14 protein-coding genes are annotated in these 13,594 nt (G+C 73.5%); 7 read left to right on the top strand and 7 right to left on the bottom strand.

Translation table 11 applies throughout. The annotated features are described in order from the left end of the window. Nucleotides 1-88: 88 nt before the first annotated feature. From ACGFX4_RS40640 to ACGFX4_RS40625, 4 genes are read right to left on the bottom strand one after another with little or no spacing between them, the layout of a single operon-like run. Nucleotides 89-646: a hypothetical protein gene (locus ACGFX4_RS40640; protein WP_393086140.1), complete on the bottom strand. Its 558-nt coding sequence runs from the start codon at nucleotides 644-646 to the stop codon at nucleotides 89-91. A gap of 25 nt (nucleotides 647-671) precedes the next feature. Next, complete coding sequence (locus tag ACGFX4_RS40635) at nucleotides 672-1,646, bottom strand: antibiotic biosynthesis monooxygenase (RefSeq protein ID WP_393086138.1); 975 nt, start codon at nucleotides 1,644-1,646, stop codon at nucleotides 672-674. Further along, nucleotides 1,643-4,375, bottom strand: a complete 2,733-nt coding sequence (locus ACGFX4_RS40630) for a molybdopterin-dependent oxidoreductase (protein WP_393086136.1) — start codon at nucleotides 4,373-4,375, stop codon at nucleotides 1,643-1,645. Before ACGFX4_RS40630 ends, ACGFX4_RS40635 begins: the two co-directional genes overlap by 4 nt. Then, nucleotides 4,372-5,199 carry an FAD binding domain-containing protein gene (locus tag ACGFX4_RS40625; protein ID WP_393086134.1) on the bottom strand — a complete coding sequence of 276 codons (828 nt, stop codon included), beginning with the start codon at nucleotides 5,197-5,199 and terminating at the stop codon, nucleotides 4,372-4,374. The genes ACGFX4_RS40630 and ACGFX4_RS40625 overlap by 4 nt, the downstream gene beginning before the upstream one ends. 261 nt (nucleotides 5,200-5,460) lie before the next feature. On the opposite strand from ACGFX4_RS40625, the gene ACGFX4_RS40620 reads away from it, so the two are divergent. After that, nucleotides 5,461-6,213: a hypothetical protein gene (locus ACGFX4_RS40620; protein ID WP_393086132.1), complete on the top strand. Its 753-nt coding sequence runs from the start codon at nucleotides 5,461-5,463 to the stop codon at nucleotides 6,211-6,213. A 34-nt stretch (nucleotides 6,214-6,247) separates the two neighbouring features. Here ACGFX4_RS40620 and ACGFX4_RS40615 read toward each other — a convergent pair whose 3' ends face one another. Beyond that, nucleotides 6,248-6,625, bottom strand: a complete 378-nt coding sequence (locus ACGFX4_RS40615) for a MerR family transcriptional regulator (protein WP_393086130.1) — start codon at nucleotides 6,623-6,625, stop codon at nucleotides 6,248-6,250. A gap of 54 nt (nucleotides 6,626-6,679) precedes the next feature. Here ACGFX4_RS40615 and ACGFX4_RS40610 point away from each other — a divergent pair, with 54 nt between their 5' ends. From ACGFX4_RS40610 to ACGFX4_RS40595, 4 genes are all read left to right on the top strand, one after another. Next, nucleotides 6,680-7,825 carry an alkene reductase gene (locus ACGFX4_RS40610; protein WP_393086128.1) on the top strand — a complete coding sequence of 382 codons (1,146 nt, stop codon included), beginning with the start codon at nucleotides 6,680-6,682 and terminating at the stop codon, nucleotides 7,823-7,825. Between the two features lie 121 nt (nucleotides 7,826-7,946). Further along, entirely contained in the window at nucleotides 7,947-8,225 is a 279-nt protein-coding gene (locus tag ACGFX4_RS40605; RefSeq protein ID WP_393086126.1) for a hypothetical protein, read from the top strand. 139 nt (nucleotides 8,226-8,364) lie between these two features. Continuing rightward, nucleotides 8,365-8,718, top strand: coding sequence for a hypothetical protein (locus ACGFX4_RS40600; protein ID WP_393086124.1), 354 nt, complete (start codon nucleotides 8,365-8,367; stop codon nucleotides 8,716-8,718). A 149-nt stretch (nucleotides 8,719-8,867) separates the two neighbouring features. Then, on the top strand, nucleotides 8,868-9,776 hold the full coding sequence (locus tag ACGFX4_RS40595; RefSeq protein ID WP_393086122.1) for a GNAT family N-acetyltransferase: 909 nt from the start codon (nucleotides 8,868-8,870) through the stop codon (nucleotides 9,774-9,776). Nucleotides 9,777-9,783: 7 nt separating this feature from the next. On the opposite strand, the gene ACGFX4_RS40590 is transcribed toward ACGFX4_RS40595, so the two are convergent. Both ACGFX4_RS40590 and ACGFX4_RS40585 read right to left on the bottom strand, forming a co-directional pair. Further along, entirely contained in the window at nucleotides 9,784-10,557 is a 774-nt protein-coding gene (locus ACGFX4_RS40590; protein ID WP_393086120.1) for an ABC transporter permease, read from the bottom strand. Next, nucleotides 10,554-11,465, bottom strand: coding sequence for an ATP-binding cassette domain-containing protein (locus ACGFX4_RS40585; protein ID WP_393086118.1), 912 nt, complete (start codon nucleotides 11,463-11,465; stop codon nucleotides 10,554-10,556). Before ACGFX4_RS40585 ends, ACGFX4_RS40590 begins: the two co-directional genes overlap by 4 nt. A 132-nt stretch (nucleotides 11,466-11,597) precedes the next feature. Here ACGFX4_RS40585 and ACGFX4_RS40580 point away from each other — a divergent pair, with 132 nt between their 5' ends. Both ACGFX4_RS40580 and ACGFX4_RS40575 read left to right on the top strand, forming a co-directional pair. Next, nucleotides 11,598-12,770, top strand: a complete 1,173-nt coding sequence (locus tag ACGFX4_RS40580) for a sensor histidine kinase (protein WP_393086116.1) — start codon at nucleotides 11,598-11,600, stop codon at nucleotides 12,768-12,770. Further along, the gene (locus ACGFX4_RS40575; protein ID WP_393086114.1) at nucleotides 12,767-13,435 is read left to right on the top strand and encodes a response regulator; all 669 of its coding nucleotides are present in this window, start codon (nucleotides 12,767-12,769) and stop codon (nucleotides 13,433-13,435) included. Before ACGFX4_RS40580 ends, ACGFX4_RS40575 begins: the two co-directional genes overlap by 4 nt. The last annotated feature ends 159 nt before the right edge of the window (nucleotides 13,436-13,594 follow it).

The following is a 13,594-nucleotide window of genomic DNA, read 5'->3' as shown; positions in this document are numbered from 1 at the left end:
AGTCCATGCGGAGCATCGGCGACTGAGGAGAAGCCGTCGAGGTGCGTGCCCCGGCGGCGGCCCGCAGGCGGGGGTTTGAAGACGGACCCTAGCGGCGCGAGCGCGGCCTGACGACCACGGGGCAGGAGTCCCACAGCTCCACCCCGGCCGTGATCAGTTCGATGACCGCGTGCCGCTCGTCGGGCGTCCACGCCGCGCACTCGCTGCCGAACAGCTTCTCGTAGGCGCCGTCGTGCACGGCCCCCTGCCGGGGCAGCCGGTGCTCCGCGTCGAGTCCCCGGGCCAGGTCCTCGAAGAAGTTCCAGGCACCCAGCACGGCACCCGGTGGGACCTGCCGGCGCACCGGGTCGGCCAGCCAGCGCTGGACGTGGGCGAGCTCCAGCGTGTCGGCGTCGGGAGTGGCCAGCGTCCGCCCCCGGCGGCTCGCGTACGCCCGCGCCTGCCGGGCCGTCACGAACACCGGTACCTGCCGGCGCCCGGTGTCCGGCAGCGTCACCACCCGATCGGGTTCGTCGCCCTCGCCGCCGATCCACAGCACCACGGCACTGCGTCCGGTCCCGCGGATCCGATAGGCGTAGAGGCGCCCGTCGTCCGACGGGCCTACAGCCGCACCCGCACTTGTATCTGTCGTCTCGATCGTCGCCACGGTCCCACCCTGTCACGACCCCCGGTCAGGGCAGGTGCCAGATGTCCCTGGTGATGAGGAAGAAGGCGGCGGCCCAGACGGCGGTGACGCCGGCGACGATGGCGAGGCCGATGCGGTTGGTGCGGGCCGCGGGTTCGTCGGGGGTGGGGCGGAGCCAGCGCCCGAGGAGGGGGTTCACGTAGTAGGGCATGGTCAGGAAGCTCATGATGAAGCTCGACAGCAGGTTGCCGATGAGCAGGCCGATCCAGAGCGGCATCTTCAGCGGGGCCAGGGCGAGGGTGAGCAGGACGACGGTCGGGTAGAGGCCGACCCAGACGGCGATGGCGGTCTTGCTCGCCGCGGGTGGTGGGGCTTCCCTGCCGTTCTCCTCGAAGGCGAACCAGCTGCCGAAGGAGTTGTCGATCGTGCGGAGCTTGAACTCGTTGAACTTCTCGCCCTCTTCGAGGATCCGGCGGCGGGTGCCGGAGGTCAGCCAGGCGTCGAGGTGTTCGGCGCTGTCGAAGCGGTAGAGGGTGGTCCATTCGTCCTGGAGGCCGTGGATCGGGCGGAAGAGTTCGGTGCCGCGGAAGCCGGCGAAGGTCCGTTCCTCCTCGCTCATCCGCTGTTGCCAGTCGAGGAAGTCGTCGACGTGGTCGGGGTCGACGCGGTGGGCGACGACAACGGTGACGAGCGGGTCGGGGGCCTGCCGGCCGCCGCGGACGACCTGTTGGGTGCCGGGGCCGTCGAAGTAGCGGTTGCCGATGTCGAGCAGGTTCTGCCGGGTCGCGCTGTTGATCCAGGCCTGGAGGTGGGCGATGGAGTCGAACCGGTAGATGACGAGCCAGTCGGGCTGCAGGGGGGTCGGCGGGGAGACTTCGGCGCCGAGGTAGCCGGCGTAGTCGGCGGCCGCGGTGTTGACGGCCTTCTGCCAGGCCCGGTACTCCTCCTCCAGGCCGGGGCGGACCTTGAGTCCGAGGATGGCGGTGGCGGCGTCCCCGTCCAGGGGCTGCACGGTGTTCATTGCGGTCCGGCCGCCCTGGACGGGACCGGTGCGGTGGCGTTCAGCGGGCCGTAGATCCGTTCCGGGGTGAGCGGCAGGGCGCGGTAGCGGACGCCGGTGGCGTCGTGGAGGGCGTTGGCGAGGGCCGCGGACACCGGGTTGATGCAGCATTCGGCCATGCCCTTGGAGCGCATCGGCCCGACCGAGTCGGAGGAGGGCACCAGGAGCACCTCGGTGCGGGGGATGTCGGCGTAGGTGGGGATGCGGTAGTTGCGGAGGTTGGGGTTGACCATGGCGCCGTCCGCGTCGAGCTGGTGGTTCTCGGTGAGGGCGAAGCCGATGCCCTGGGCGACGCCGCCCTCGACCTGTCCGCGGACCTGGGCGGGGTTGATGACGTCGCCGGCGTCGGTGGCCTGCACGCTGTGCAGGATGCGGATCTCGCCGGTGACGCGGTGCACGGCGATCCGGAACCCCTGGGTGTTGGAGGTGACGCTGCGCGGTGAGCCGTAGGCCTTGCGGGCGGCGGTGAAGCGGATGCCGCGGTCGCGGGCGAGGGCGACGAGGTCGGCGAGCGGGACGCGCTCCTCGCCGCAGCGGACGCCGTCGTCGTCCATCGAGCACATCACCACGTGGACGCCGGTGTGGGCGGCGGCGAACTCCAGGATCCGGTCGCGCACGGCGTTGGCGGCGCGCAGGACGGCGTTGCCGGCGACGAAGAGTCCGGCGCTGGCGAAGGCGCCGGTGTCGAAGCCGGTGCGGTCGGTGTCGGACTGGACGAGGCGGATCCGCCCCGGGGTGGTGCCGAGCTGGGTGGCGGCGATCTGGACGTGCGCGGTCGACGTGCCCTCGCCGAACTCGACGGTGCCGACCGCCAGTTCGTAGACGAGGTCGTCGCCGAGGGTGACCCAGGCCTCCGAGATGTGGTCGGTGGGGGGCGCGGTCTCGTGCAGGGAGGAGGCCACGCCGGTTCCGACCAGCCAGTCGGGCCCGGGGGGCGGCTGGTGTGCGGCGCGGGCCATCGCTTCGTCCACCAGGTCGATGCACTTGCCGAGTCCGTCCTCGGTGAAGAGCACGTCGTCGGGTCCGTCGTGCAGGGCGACGAGCGGATCGCCGGGCCGGACGATGTTGCGGCGGCGCAGTTCGAGCGGGTCGAGGTGGAGGGCGCGGGCCAGTTCGTCCATGGCGGATTCGACGGCGAAGGCGGGCTGGGTCATGCCGTAGCCGCGCAGCGCGCCGCTGGGCACGGTGTTGGTGTAGACGGCGAACGCGTCGTACTTCTTGTTGGGGCAGCGGTAGATCATGACGGCCGCGCCGCCCGCGTACAGCGTCTCGCCGCCGTGGTTGCCGTAGGCGCCGGTGTTGGAGACGTTGCGGATCTGCAGGGCGGTGAGCGTCCCGTCCGCCTTGGCGCCGAGCCGCACGGTGAGGGCCATCGGGTGCCGGGGCGAGGCGGTGGTGAACTCCTCCTCGCGGGTGTACTCCAGGCAGACCGGCGAGCCGGTGTCGAGCGCGGCGAGGGCGACCAGGTCCTCGGAGATCACCTCCTGCTTGCCGCCGAAGCCGCCGCCGACCCGTTCGCAGAACACCCGTAGCTGGTCCGGCCGCAGGGCGAACAGGTAGGCGAGTTTGACCTTGGCGATCGACGGCGACTGCGAGCTGGTGCGCACGTTGAGGCGGCCGTCCTGCATCCAGGCGATCGAGCCGTGCGTCTCCAGGTGGGCGTGCTGCACCCGCGGCGAGGTGTACGTGCCCTCGTGGACGACGTCGGCCTCGGCGAAGCCGGCGTCGACGTCGCCGATGTGCGAGTGGATCTCCAGCAGGATGTTGTGGACCGGGTCCCGGACGAACGGGTCGTCGGTGCCGTGCAGTTGCGGCGCGCCGTCGGCCATCGCCTGCTCGGGGTCGAACACCGCCGGCAGCACCTCGTAGTCGACCACGACCTTCCGGCAGCCCTCCTCCGCCGCCGCGACCGTGTCGGCCAGGACGGCGACCACGCGCTGCCCGACGAAGCGGACCGTGCGGTCGAGAATGAAGGTGTCGTCCGGGTCGACCAGGTGGTCGGTGTGGATCGCGGTGGTGAAGCGCCGTCGCGGCACGTCCTCCCAGGTGTAGACGCGGCGCACGCCGGGCACGTCGAGCGCGGCGCGCTTGTCGATCGAGCGGATCCGGGCGTGGGCGTGCGGCGAGTGCAGCACCTTGAGGTGCAGCATGCCCTCCAGGTGGGTGTCCATGGTGAACTCGGCGCGGCCGGTCACCACGTCCTCGGCCGCCGGTGCGCCGACGCTCGTCCCCACGGCCCTCCCGGGAGCGGCCGATTCGATGCCGGCCCGGCCGCGGACGGCGTCCTCGATCGCCCGGTAGCCGGTGCAGCGGCACAGGTTGCCCTTCAACGCCCGCGGCAGGTCGTCCTTCTGGTCCTCGGTGAGCGCCGCGGACGTCATGATCATCCCGGCGGTGCAGAAGCCGCACTGGAACCCCGGGGCATCCCGGAACTGCCGCTGCACCGGGTGCAGGTCACCGGGCGAACCGAGCCCTTCGACCGTCGTCACCTCGCGGCCGTCCGCGCGGAACGCCGGGGTGATGCAGCTGTGCACCGGCTGCCCGTCCAACCACACCGTGCACGCGCCGCAGTCGCCCGCGTCGCAGCCCTTCTTGACGCCGAAGGTGCCGAGCGAGCGGAGGAAAGTGCGCAGGCACTGGCCGGGTCGCGGCTCCTCGTCGAAGCTCCGGCCGTTCACGATGAAGGTCATGCCGGGCTCCCCGCGACGAGTTCGTGACGGATCTCTTCGGTGAAGTGCTTGGTGAGGTGGCGCCGGTGCTCCGGCGTCCCGTTGGGATCGGCGAACCAGACGTCGGCGGGGATCACGTCGATGCTGTGCTGGAGCGTCCGCGCGTCCGGCATGGAGTCGAAGGCGATCCGGATCGGCCGGGTGGTCCCGGCGGTGACGGTCAGCAACAGGTCGTTCCGGCCGGGCGTCTGGGTGCCGATCAGGAACACCGTCGACCGGCCGAGCCGGGTCAGCTCGAAGCGGCGGTGCACCGCCCGTTTGCGCAGCGCACCGGTCGGGATCCGGATCCGCCGCAAGAGCTCGCCCGGTCCGAGGATGTTGCGGTTGTTGCCGGTGACGAACTCGAGGGCGTCGACGACCCGGGTCGACCCGTCGGGCGCCCACAGCTCGTACCCGGCCTCCAGGGCGACCGTGAGGGTGATCATCGGCCCGGCGGGCAGCGAGAGGCAGACGTTGCCGCCGACGGTCGCCGCGTTCCACACCTTGAACGAGGACAGGAACGCCTCGCAAGCAGTGGCGATCAGCGGCCCCGCGGTCCACTCCCGTGGCGGCTCGAACGCGTACAGGTCGCGGATCGTGCAGGTCGCGCCGATCTCCAGGCCGCTCCCGTCCGCGACCAGCGGGGCCCAGCCCAAGGACGTCAGGTCGACCAGGCGGCGCAGCTCCGGCTGCTCGGTCGAGAACAGGAAGGTGCCGCCCGCGAGCCAGGCATCGCCCTCGCGCCAGTCCGGACCGGGCCGGTCGGACGGACGCCGGACGACCTCGGTGATGGTGTTGAGGTCCATGGAAACCGGTCTCCCTCACGACGACCGCCGCGGGACGGACCGCCCACCGAACCACCGTCGGGCCGCTGCGGTCGAACTGCTCGGGGAGGAGCATCGGCGGGCGCTGGGATTCCCCTCCAGCGTATAGCCGCACGCGCGGGGCCCGCCAAGTCGGGACGCCGGACTGGCGTGGGCATGCCGCCACGCCCTCCTGGAGGTCCGGGGACTCGGAGCGCGGGCAGGCCCCGGGGCGGCCTCCGCGCAGGTCGATACGCTGACGGGATGACAGGAGTACTGGGGTTCGGCGCGCTGCTGGCACGACTGATGGGGCACCGGAACCTCGACCCATCCGCGGTCTCGACGGCGGCGCACCTCGACCGGGAGGCGCTGGCGGCCGTGCTCGACGGCCGGCCACCCACCGACCGGCTGCTCAGGACTGTCGGCCCGGTGCTCGATCTGCACGCCGCCGACCTCTTCGTCCTGGCCGGGCAGCCGGTACCGGACGACCTGACCCCGGTCACCCGGAATCCGCGCTGGTCGGTCAGCCGCGTCGTCTACAACACCATGGTCATGCCTGCGGAGAACCGGCGCCTGCTGCTGGACGCGATCCGGGCACAGCCCCTCGTACCGCGGGCGGGACGGGGCGGGAGCGACTGGCCGGGCCACCGGTACGAACCGGGCTTCGGCACGGTGCTCCTTGAGCTCGCGCACAACCGGAATCTCCGCGTGATGTGCACGGCCAAGGCCCTGTACGCGGTGACCGACGGGCGGATCTACCTGGCGGCGTCCACGGTCGCCGGAATCGGCCGTGACCCGGGCGCAGTGACCCCCGAGCTGGTCGCAGGCTTCGCAGGCCTGCTGGGAATTCCCGCCCGCGACCTTGCGGCGCTCGGCGGCATCGATCTTCCGGACGATCTGCCGCCGCTCCACCCACGGGCCGCCGACGTGGCCGCCGTCGTCCGGGAGGCGCGCCGCCTCACCACCGCACAGCTGGAGGAGGTCCACCTCACCTCGCGCCGGCTGGCCGACCGCTGACCGGTTCCCTTCAGGCATCCGCCGGTGCTCTCCGTCACCGGGCGAGGCCGTCCAGGTTCTCCCGCGCAGTGCTGATGACCTCGTCCAGGACCTCGCGGGAGCGGAACAGGTCGCCGATCAGCCGGTCGATGCGGTCCCGTTCCGCGGTGAGCTCGTCGACCAGCTGTGCGGTGGCGATCTCGCTCGGGCTGCCGTCGGTGTCGCGCAGGCACGGCAGCAGCTGCGCGATCTTCCTGCTGTTCAGCCCTGCGGCGTACAGGGCTTGGACGCGGATGACCCGGTCCACTGCCCATTCGCCGAATTCGCGCTGGCCGCCGGGGGTGCGTTCGGCCCGCAGCAGCCCCTGCTCCTCGTAGTAGCGCAGCGACCGTTCGCTCACCCCGCTGCGGCGGGCCAGTTCGCCGATCCGCATCGCTCACCTCCCGGACTTGAACCTCACACCTGTGTCAGGTTCTACCGTTCCGGCATGACGAACACAACGGTCGACTCCCGCCTCTTCGAGCCCGCGTCCCTCGGCGCCCTGCGCCTGCCGAACCGTCTGGTGATGGCGCCCATGACCCGCAACCGCGCCTCCGCGGACGGCGTCCCACAACCGATCATGGCCACCTACTACGCCCAACGGGCCGCCGCCGGGCTGATCGTCGCCGAGGCGTCCACGCCCAACGCCGTCGGACAGACCTACCCCGACATCACGGCGATCCACACCGGTGCGCACGTGGCGGGATGGCGGCGCGTCACCGACGCCGTGCGCGCCGAAGGCGGCCGGATGTTCCTGCAGTTGCAGCACGGCGGCCGGGTCGGACACCCCGACAACAGCGGTCTCACCCCGGTCGCGCCCTCGCCGATCCCGCTGCCGGAGACCGTCCACACCCCGACCGGCCCCCAGGACGCCGTCGTACCGCGCGAGATGACACTCGACGAGATCCGCTCCACCGTCGCCGACTTCGCGGCTGCTGCCCGCAACGCCGTCGACGCGGGCTTCGAGGGGGTCGAGGTGCACGCCGCCAACGGCTACCTGCTCCACCAGTTCCTGGCCCGGGGGACCAACCGGCGCACCGACGCCTACGGCGGCTCGGTGGCCCGGCGCATCCGGTTCACGGTCGAGGTGGTCCGGGCGGTCGCCGACGCGATCGGCCCCGAACGCGTCGGGGTGCGGATCGCGCCCGGACTGACCGTCAACGGCATCGACGAGGGCGACACCGAGGAGATCTACCCGGCGCTCGTCGCCGCGCTCGCCGACCTCGGACCGGCCTATCTGCACGTGGTCTTCGCGGATCCGGACCAGCCGCTCTTCCAGGAGATCCGCAAGGCGTGGCCGGGCACGCTGATCGCCAACCCGGTCCTCGGGTGGGGGAAGCCGCTGCCCGCCGACGGCGGAAGGCGGCAGGCCGAGCGGCTCCTCGCCGCGGGAGCCGACCTGATCTCGCTCGGCCGTCCGTTCCTCGCCAACCCCGACCTGGTCGAACGCCTGCGCATCGGGGCGCCGATCAACCAGGTACGGGACCACGGCCTGATGTACACGGGCGGGTCGGCCGGCTACACCGACTACCCCACGCTGGCCGCCACTGCCGCCGTCGACCACGGTCAGGCGTCCGAAAGCGCCGCGCTCTGACGCCCCGTCCGGAGCGGCGCCACGGCCGTGACCGGCCCCGCGCGCGGGAGGGGTGCCGGCGGGTGGAAGGATCCGTGTCCTGCGGCGCACGGAGCGCCGCGCGGGAGGGGTTCGACAGCCGATGAACGTTTTCGGGTGGGTCTGCAGCGGAGTGCTCTGGGCCGTCGCGCTCGGCACTGCGGTACCGGCCGTCGTACGGGGTCGGGCGCCCCGGTGGTGGCCCGGGGTGGTCTCCCCCCGGCTCTGGGGGGCCGGACAGTTGCTCTTCGCCGCGGGCGGCACCTACGGCATGGCCGCCGCCGGCCACGAGACCGCGCTGTGGCCCCTCGGTGGAGGCATCGCGCTCGCCGGACTGGGCCTGATGGAGTGGTCCCGCCGCACCCGCCCCGACTCCGCCTGAGCCGCCCGCGCCTGCGGGAACCGGAGGCCGGAGATGCGGGCGGTCAGGAAACTCCGTGGCCCTCGCAAGCCCCGGACCGGTAGCGTCCGGCTTCCGACGGGCCGCGCCGGCGGCTCCCCGAACGCAGAGAGCGATCCCGATGACCAGCCAGCCGCAGACCACGACCCTCTGGCGACCGACCGGTCCCCAGGAGCTGGACCTGGTCCGGCAGTTGGACTGGCGTGCCTGGCCGCCCCGCCTGCCCGAGCAGCCGATCTTCTACCCGGTCCTCAACGAGGACTACGCGATCAGGATCGCCCGGGACTGGAACGTGAAGCACAGCGGCATCGGGTACGTGACCCGCTTCGAGGTCGAGACCGAGTTCCTGGGCCGCTACCCCGTCCAGCAGGTCGGGGGCCGGACGATCCTCGAACTGTGGGTGCCCGCCGAGGAGTTGGACGAGTTCAACGCCCACATCGTCGGCGAGATCCAGGTCGTGCACGAGTTCCGGTAGTCGCCGGAACGCCGCGCGGACCGACCCGGGCCGACCCGGAGCCCGGGCCACCGCGGCCGGACCCCGGATCCACCGTCCTTGCGCACGGGGGCAGTTCGGGTGGGGAAATCCCTTGAGGCACGGCCGGTCCCCGGGCCTATCCTGCGCGGATGACAAACTTCGTACCGCTCACGGACCGAGACGACTGGTACCCGGCCTACCGCCGTCGGCGTCTCGATGCGCACCTGGCGCTCGGCGTACCCGCCGCTGCCGCCGAGGCGCTGGTCGACCAGTCGGTGGACCCGGAGTACGGCTGGACGGCGGTGGGGGTCGACGACGCCGCCGGCCGTCGGGTCGGACGGCTGGTGCTGGGCATCGTCCATCCGCAGGGCACGCCGGTCGGCCGGATCGTCGAGCTGTGGACCGACCCCGCGCTGGACGCGGACGGCGGGCACCGCCGCGCCGCCCGCGACTGGGCGCGTGCCTGGTGCGCCGAACGCGCGGCGCAGCGCATGTCGGTGGTCCTCGCCGAGCCGGACGGGACCTTCGCCGACCTGCCGATCCGTGCGCAGAGCCGGTTCAAGGCGATCGCCTCGGCACCCGAGGGGCCGTCGGCGGTCCTGGTCCGCCCGATGACCGAGGACGAGTTCCCGGCGTGGCTGGCCGAGGAGAAGGAGCAGTACGTCGCCGACATCGTCCGTTCCGGCGTGAAGACGCCGGAGGACGCGCGGAAGCAGGCCGAGCAGGACTACCTGGACGTCCTCCCGGACGGGCTGGCCACCCCGGAGACCACGGTGCTGACCGTGGAGTCCGAGGGGGTGCCGGTGGCCTCGATCTGGCTGCGCCACGGCTATCTGCCGGGCGTGAGCTTCCTCTACTCGGTGACGGTGCGGGCCGATCAGCGGGGCCGGGGGCTGGGCCGGTCGGCGATGGTGCTGGCCGACCGGGCCGTGGTGGCGGCGGGCGACCGGGCGCTGCTGTTCAACGTGTTCGGCGGCAACCACGTGGCGCTGTCGCTGTACGGCAGCGCGGGTTACGGGATCCTCGACGAGAGCCGCTCCCTGCCACTCGACGGCTGACCTCGGCTCAGACGTCGCGGTGGCGCACGGTGTGCACGGCGAGCGCCACCGCGACGAGCGGCCACAGCAGGTAGACGGTCCAGGAGCCGGGAACGGTGGCGGTGTGGGCGAGCGAGTGGGGGTCCGGTTCCCAGGTCTCGACCAGGCGCTTCCAGGCGGCGCCGACCAGGGCGTGCTTGACGTCGGCGCTCCAGCGGTTGCCGTCGGAGAGCATGGCGGGCAGCATCAGCAGCGCGAACACGCCCGCGCCGATGCTGGCCGCGCCGTGCCGGATCAGAACTCCCAGGCCCAGCCCGACCAGTGCGCACACCGGCGCGAGCAGCGCGGACGCCGCCAGGGCCCGCAGCACCCCGGGATCGTCGAGCGAGACTCCCGCCTGCCGCTCGCCCAGCACCGCCCGCGCGGCCAGGTACGAGCCCGCCGCGCAGGCCGTGCCGACGACCGTCCACACCGCGGCGGTGACGGCCGCCTTGGCGAGCACCACCGAGCCCCGAGCCGGCACGGCGACCGTCGTCGCGCAGATCAGTCCGCTGCTGTACTCGCCCACCGCGCCGAGCGCCCCCACCCCGGCGGCGATCAGCATCAGCGTCCAGTACCCGGCGGCGGGGAAGGCGTCGAACGGGCGGAACCCGCCGTCCCCCACCGCCTCGTCGGAGAGTGCGGCGGCCGCGGCCGAGCCCGTCACGAACAGCACCGTGAGCCCGGCGGTCCACCAACTCGACCTCAGTGAGCGGGTCTTGATCCATTCGGCGGCGACCAGGTCGCCGAATCGTGCGGTCACTGCGTGGCTCCTGCCTGGTAGTCGAGGCTGTCGGCGGTGAGTTCCATGAAGGCCGTCTCCAGGCCGGCTGTCCGGCCCGTGAGTCCGCCCAGCCGGATCCGGTGTTCGTGGGCGAGCGCGCCGACCCGGTCCGCGGACAGGCCGGACACCACCAGCTGCCCTTCGACCGCCGAGGCCACCACCCCGCCCGCGGCGGTGAGGAGTTCCGCGAGTTCGGCGGCCTGCGGGGTGGACACCTCCACCTCGCCGCGGGCGGCCCGGGCGGCGAACTCCCGGAGCGGCTCGGCGGCGAGCAGCCGTCCCCGCCCGATGACCACCAGGTCGTCGGCGGTGTGCTCCATCTCCGCCATCAGGTGGCTGGAGAGGAAGACCGTCCGACCCTCGCCGGCCAGGCGGCGGAAGAGCCGGCGGGCCCAGCGCACGCCCTCCGGGTCCATACCGTTGACCGGCTCGTCGAAGACCAGCACCGGCGGGTCGCCGAGCAGGGCGGCCGCGATGCCGAGGCGCTGCCGCATGCCGAGCGAGAAGCCGCCGACCCGCCGGCCGGCCGCCTCGGCGAGTCCGACCTCGGCCAGTACCTCGTCCACCCGGCGGCTGGGGAGACCGTTGCTGCGGGCGAGGGCTGCCAGGTGGGCGCGGGCACTGCGGCCGCGGTGGACGTGGCCGGCGTCGAGCAGCGCGCCGATGTGCCGCAGTCCGCGCGGATGCCGGTGGAAGGGGACGCCGTTGACGGCGGAGGTGCCGGAGGTGGGGGCGTCCAGGCCGAGGAGCAGGCGCAGGGTGGTGGTCTTCCCGGCGCCGTTGGGGCCGAGGAATCCGGTGACCCGGCCCGGTTGCGCGGTGAAGGACAGCCGGTCGACGGCGGTCCGGTGGCCGTAGTTCTTGGTGAGTTCGCTGACTTCGATCACGGCACCGAGCCTGCCGGGACCGGGCGGTGCCGCACATCCGGCCCGGGAGGGCAGTTGCCCGGCCCGCCTTCGACCGTGGGTGTACGTCCCCGGGCCGATGCCGCCGTCCGGCCCGCCCGATACTCTCGCCGCGTGAACGATCTTCCTGCCCCGCTCCGCTCCCCCGCCCCGGCCTGGGCCGGGGGCGCCGCGTACCTGCTCGCGGTGACGCTGCTGTTCGGCGGCGCGCCGCGCGCCTCCGGCACCGTGCACGGGCTCGGGGCGCTGCTGGCCGCGAGCCTGCTGGCCGGCCTGCTGCGCCGGAATCCGCCGGCCGCCCTGGCGCTCGCGCTGCTCGGCTCCACCGCCGTCGTCGCGGCCCGCCCGAACGCCGAGCACGCCGGCCTCCCCGCCCCCGCGTACCAGGGCCAGTTCCTGGCCTACCTCGCGGCGGACGTGGTCCTCGGCTTCACCGTCGCCACCCGCGGCCGGCGGGCCGCGGCCGTCGCCACGGCCGTGTCCTGCTCCGTCCAGCTGCTGGTGATCGGGGTGTTCGCGCACGGCGACAACCTGACCGTCAACCTGCTGATCTCCGTCCTCGCGACCGTCGCCGCCGTGATCGCCGGGCTGCTGGGACGCGAACGCCGGGAGCACGCGGTGGCCCTGCGCGCGCAGGAGGTGGCGGAGGCCGTCTCCGCCGAACGGCTGCGCATCGCCCGGGAGTTGCACGACCTGGTCGCCCACAGCATCGGCGTGATCGCGATCCAGGCCGGTGTCGGCGCCCGCATCATCGCCACCCGGCCCGACGACGCCGCGGAGGCCCTGCGCACCATCGAGACCACCAGCCGGGAGACCCTCGCCGGGCTGCGCCGCACCCTGGTGTCACTGCGTCAGGCCGCTGCCGACGACCCCTCGCTCTCCCCCACCCCCGGCCTGGCCGACCTCGAACGGCTGGCCGCCGCCACCGGCGACGCGGGCGTCCGCGTCGAGCTGCGCCGCACCGGAGAGCGGCGCCCGCTGCCCGCCGAGGTCGACCTCTCCGCCTACCGGATCGTCCAGGAGGCGCTCACCAACGTGGTCCGCCACGCCGGCACCGGGCGCTGCCGGGTCACCGTCGACCACGGCGACACCGAACTGCTGGTGGAGATCGTGGACGACGGGCGCGGCGCCGCCGACGGGGGAAGCACCGGCTTCGGGCTGATCGGCATGCGCGAACGCGCCGCCCTGCTCGGCGGGCGGCTCAGTGCCGGCCCCCGCCCCGAGGGCGGCTTCCGGGTCGCCGCCCACCTTCCGCTGCCCGTCCGCACAGCCGTGGAGGCCCGATGACCGTCCGGATCCTGCTCGTCGACGACCAGCCGCTGGTCCGCTCCGGGCTGCGCCTGCTGATGGCCGACGAGGTCGACCTGGAGGTGGTCGGCGAGGCGGGCGGCGGCGCCGAGGCCGTCCGGCTGGCCGCCGAACTCGCCCCCGACGTCGTCGTGATGGACGTCCGGATGCCCGGCATGGACGGCATCGAGGCCACCCGCCGGATCACCGCCGACCCGGCCGCGGGCGCCCGCGTCCTGATGCTCACCACCTTCGACGAGGACGACCACGTCTACGGCTCGCTGCGCGCCGGGGCGAGCGGCTTCGTGGTCAAGGACATGGCGCTGGACGACATCCTCGCCGCGGTCCGCGTCGTCGCGGCGGGCGAGGCCCTGCTCGCCCCCACCGTGACCCGCCGCCTCATCGCCGACTTCGTCACCCGCGACACCCCCGCGCCCGCCGGCCCGGCCGCCCGCCCGGTCGAAGGCATCACCGACCGCGAGCGCGAGGTCCTCACCCTGGTCGGCCGGGGCCGCTCCAACACCGAGATCGCCCAGGACCTGCACATCACGGTGGCCACCGCCAAGTCGCACGTCTCGCGCCTGCTCACCAAGCTCGGCGCCCGCGACCGCGTCCACCTCGTCATCACCGCGTACGAATCCGGCCTCGTCACGGCGCCCGGGTAGCCGCGGGCCCGCTGCCCCCGGGCGGGCCTAGGGTCCGGGGGGGGGGGCCCCCCCCGGCGGGGGGGCGGGGGGGGGGGGGGCGGGGGCGCCGCCCCCCCCCCCGCGGGGGGGGGGGAGGTGGGGGGGGGGGCGGGGGAGGAGCGGCTGGACGGGCGCGCG

This window comes from Kitasatospora sp. NPDC048365 (assembly GCF_043200835.1).
Lineage (GTDB): Bacteria > Actinomycetota > Actinomycetes > Streptomycetales > Streptomycetaceae > Kitasatospora > Kitasatospora terrestris.
The sequence above is the reverse complement of the archived record's forward strand: the minus strand, read 5'-3'. Positions and strand labels throughout refer to the sequence as shown.

Excerpts from the sequence above, each read along its gene's own strand:
- ACGFX4_RS40620 (WP_393086132.1), top strand. The coding sequence starts at position 5,461 with ATGACAGGAGTACTGGGGTTCGGCGCGCTGCTGGCACGACTGATGGGG.
- ACGFX4_RS40625 (WP_393086134.1), bottom strand. The coding sequence starts at position 5,199 with ATGGACCTCAACACCATCACCGAGGTCGTCCGGCGTCCGTCCGACCGG.
- ACGFX4_RS40615 (WP_393086130.1), bottom strand. The coding sequence starts at position 6,625 with ATGCGGATCGGCGAACTGGCCCGCCGCAGCGGGGTGAGCGAACGGTCG.
- ACGFX4_RS40595 (WP_393086122.1), top strand. The coding sequence starts at position 8,868 with ATGACAAACTTCGTACCGCTCACGGACCGAGACGACTGGTACCCGGCC.
- ACGFX4_RS40610 (WP_393086128.1), top strand. The coding sequence starts at position 6,680 with ATGACGAACACAACGGTCGACTCCCGCCTCTTCGAGCCCGCGTCCCTC.
- ACGFX4_RS40630 (WP_393086136.1), bottom strand. The coding sequence starts at position 4,375 with ATGACCTTCATCGTGAACGGCCGGAGCTTCGACGAGGAGCCGCGACCC.
- ACGFX4_RS40575 (WP_393086114.1), top strand. The coding sequence starts at position 12,767 with ATGACCGTCCGGATCCTGCTCGTCGACGACCAGCCGCTGGTCCGCTCC.
- ACGFX4_RS40605 (WP_393086126.1), top strand. The coding sequence starts at position 7,947 with ATGAACGTTTTCGGGTGGGTCTGCAGCGGAGTGCTCTGGGCCGTCGCG.
- ACGFX4_RS40600 (WP_393086124.1), top strand. The coding sequence starts at position 8,365 with ATGACCAGCCAGCCGCAGACCACGACCCTCTGGCGACCGACCGGTCCC.
- ACGFX4_RS40635 (WP_393086138.1), bottom strand. The coding sequence starts at position 1,646 with ATGAACACCGTGCAGCCCCTGGACGGGGACGCCGCCACCGCCATCCTC.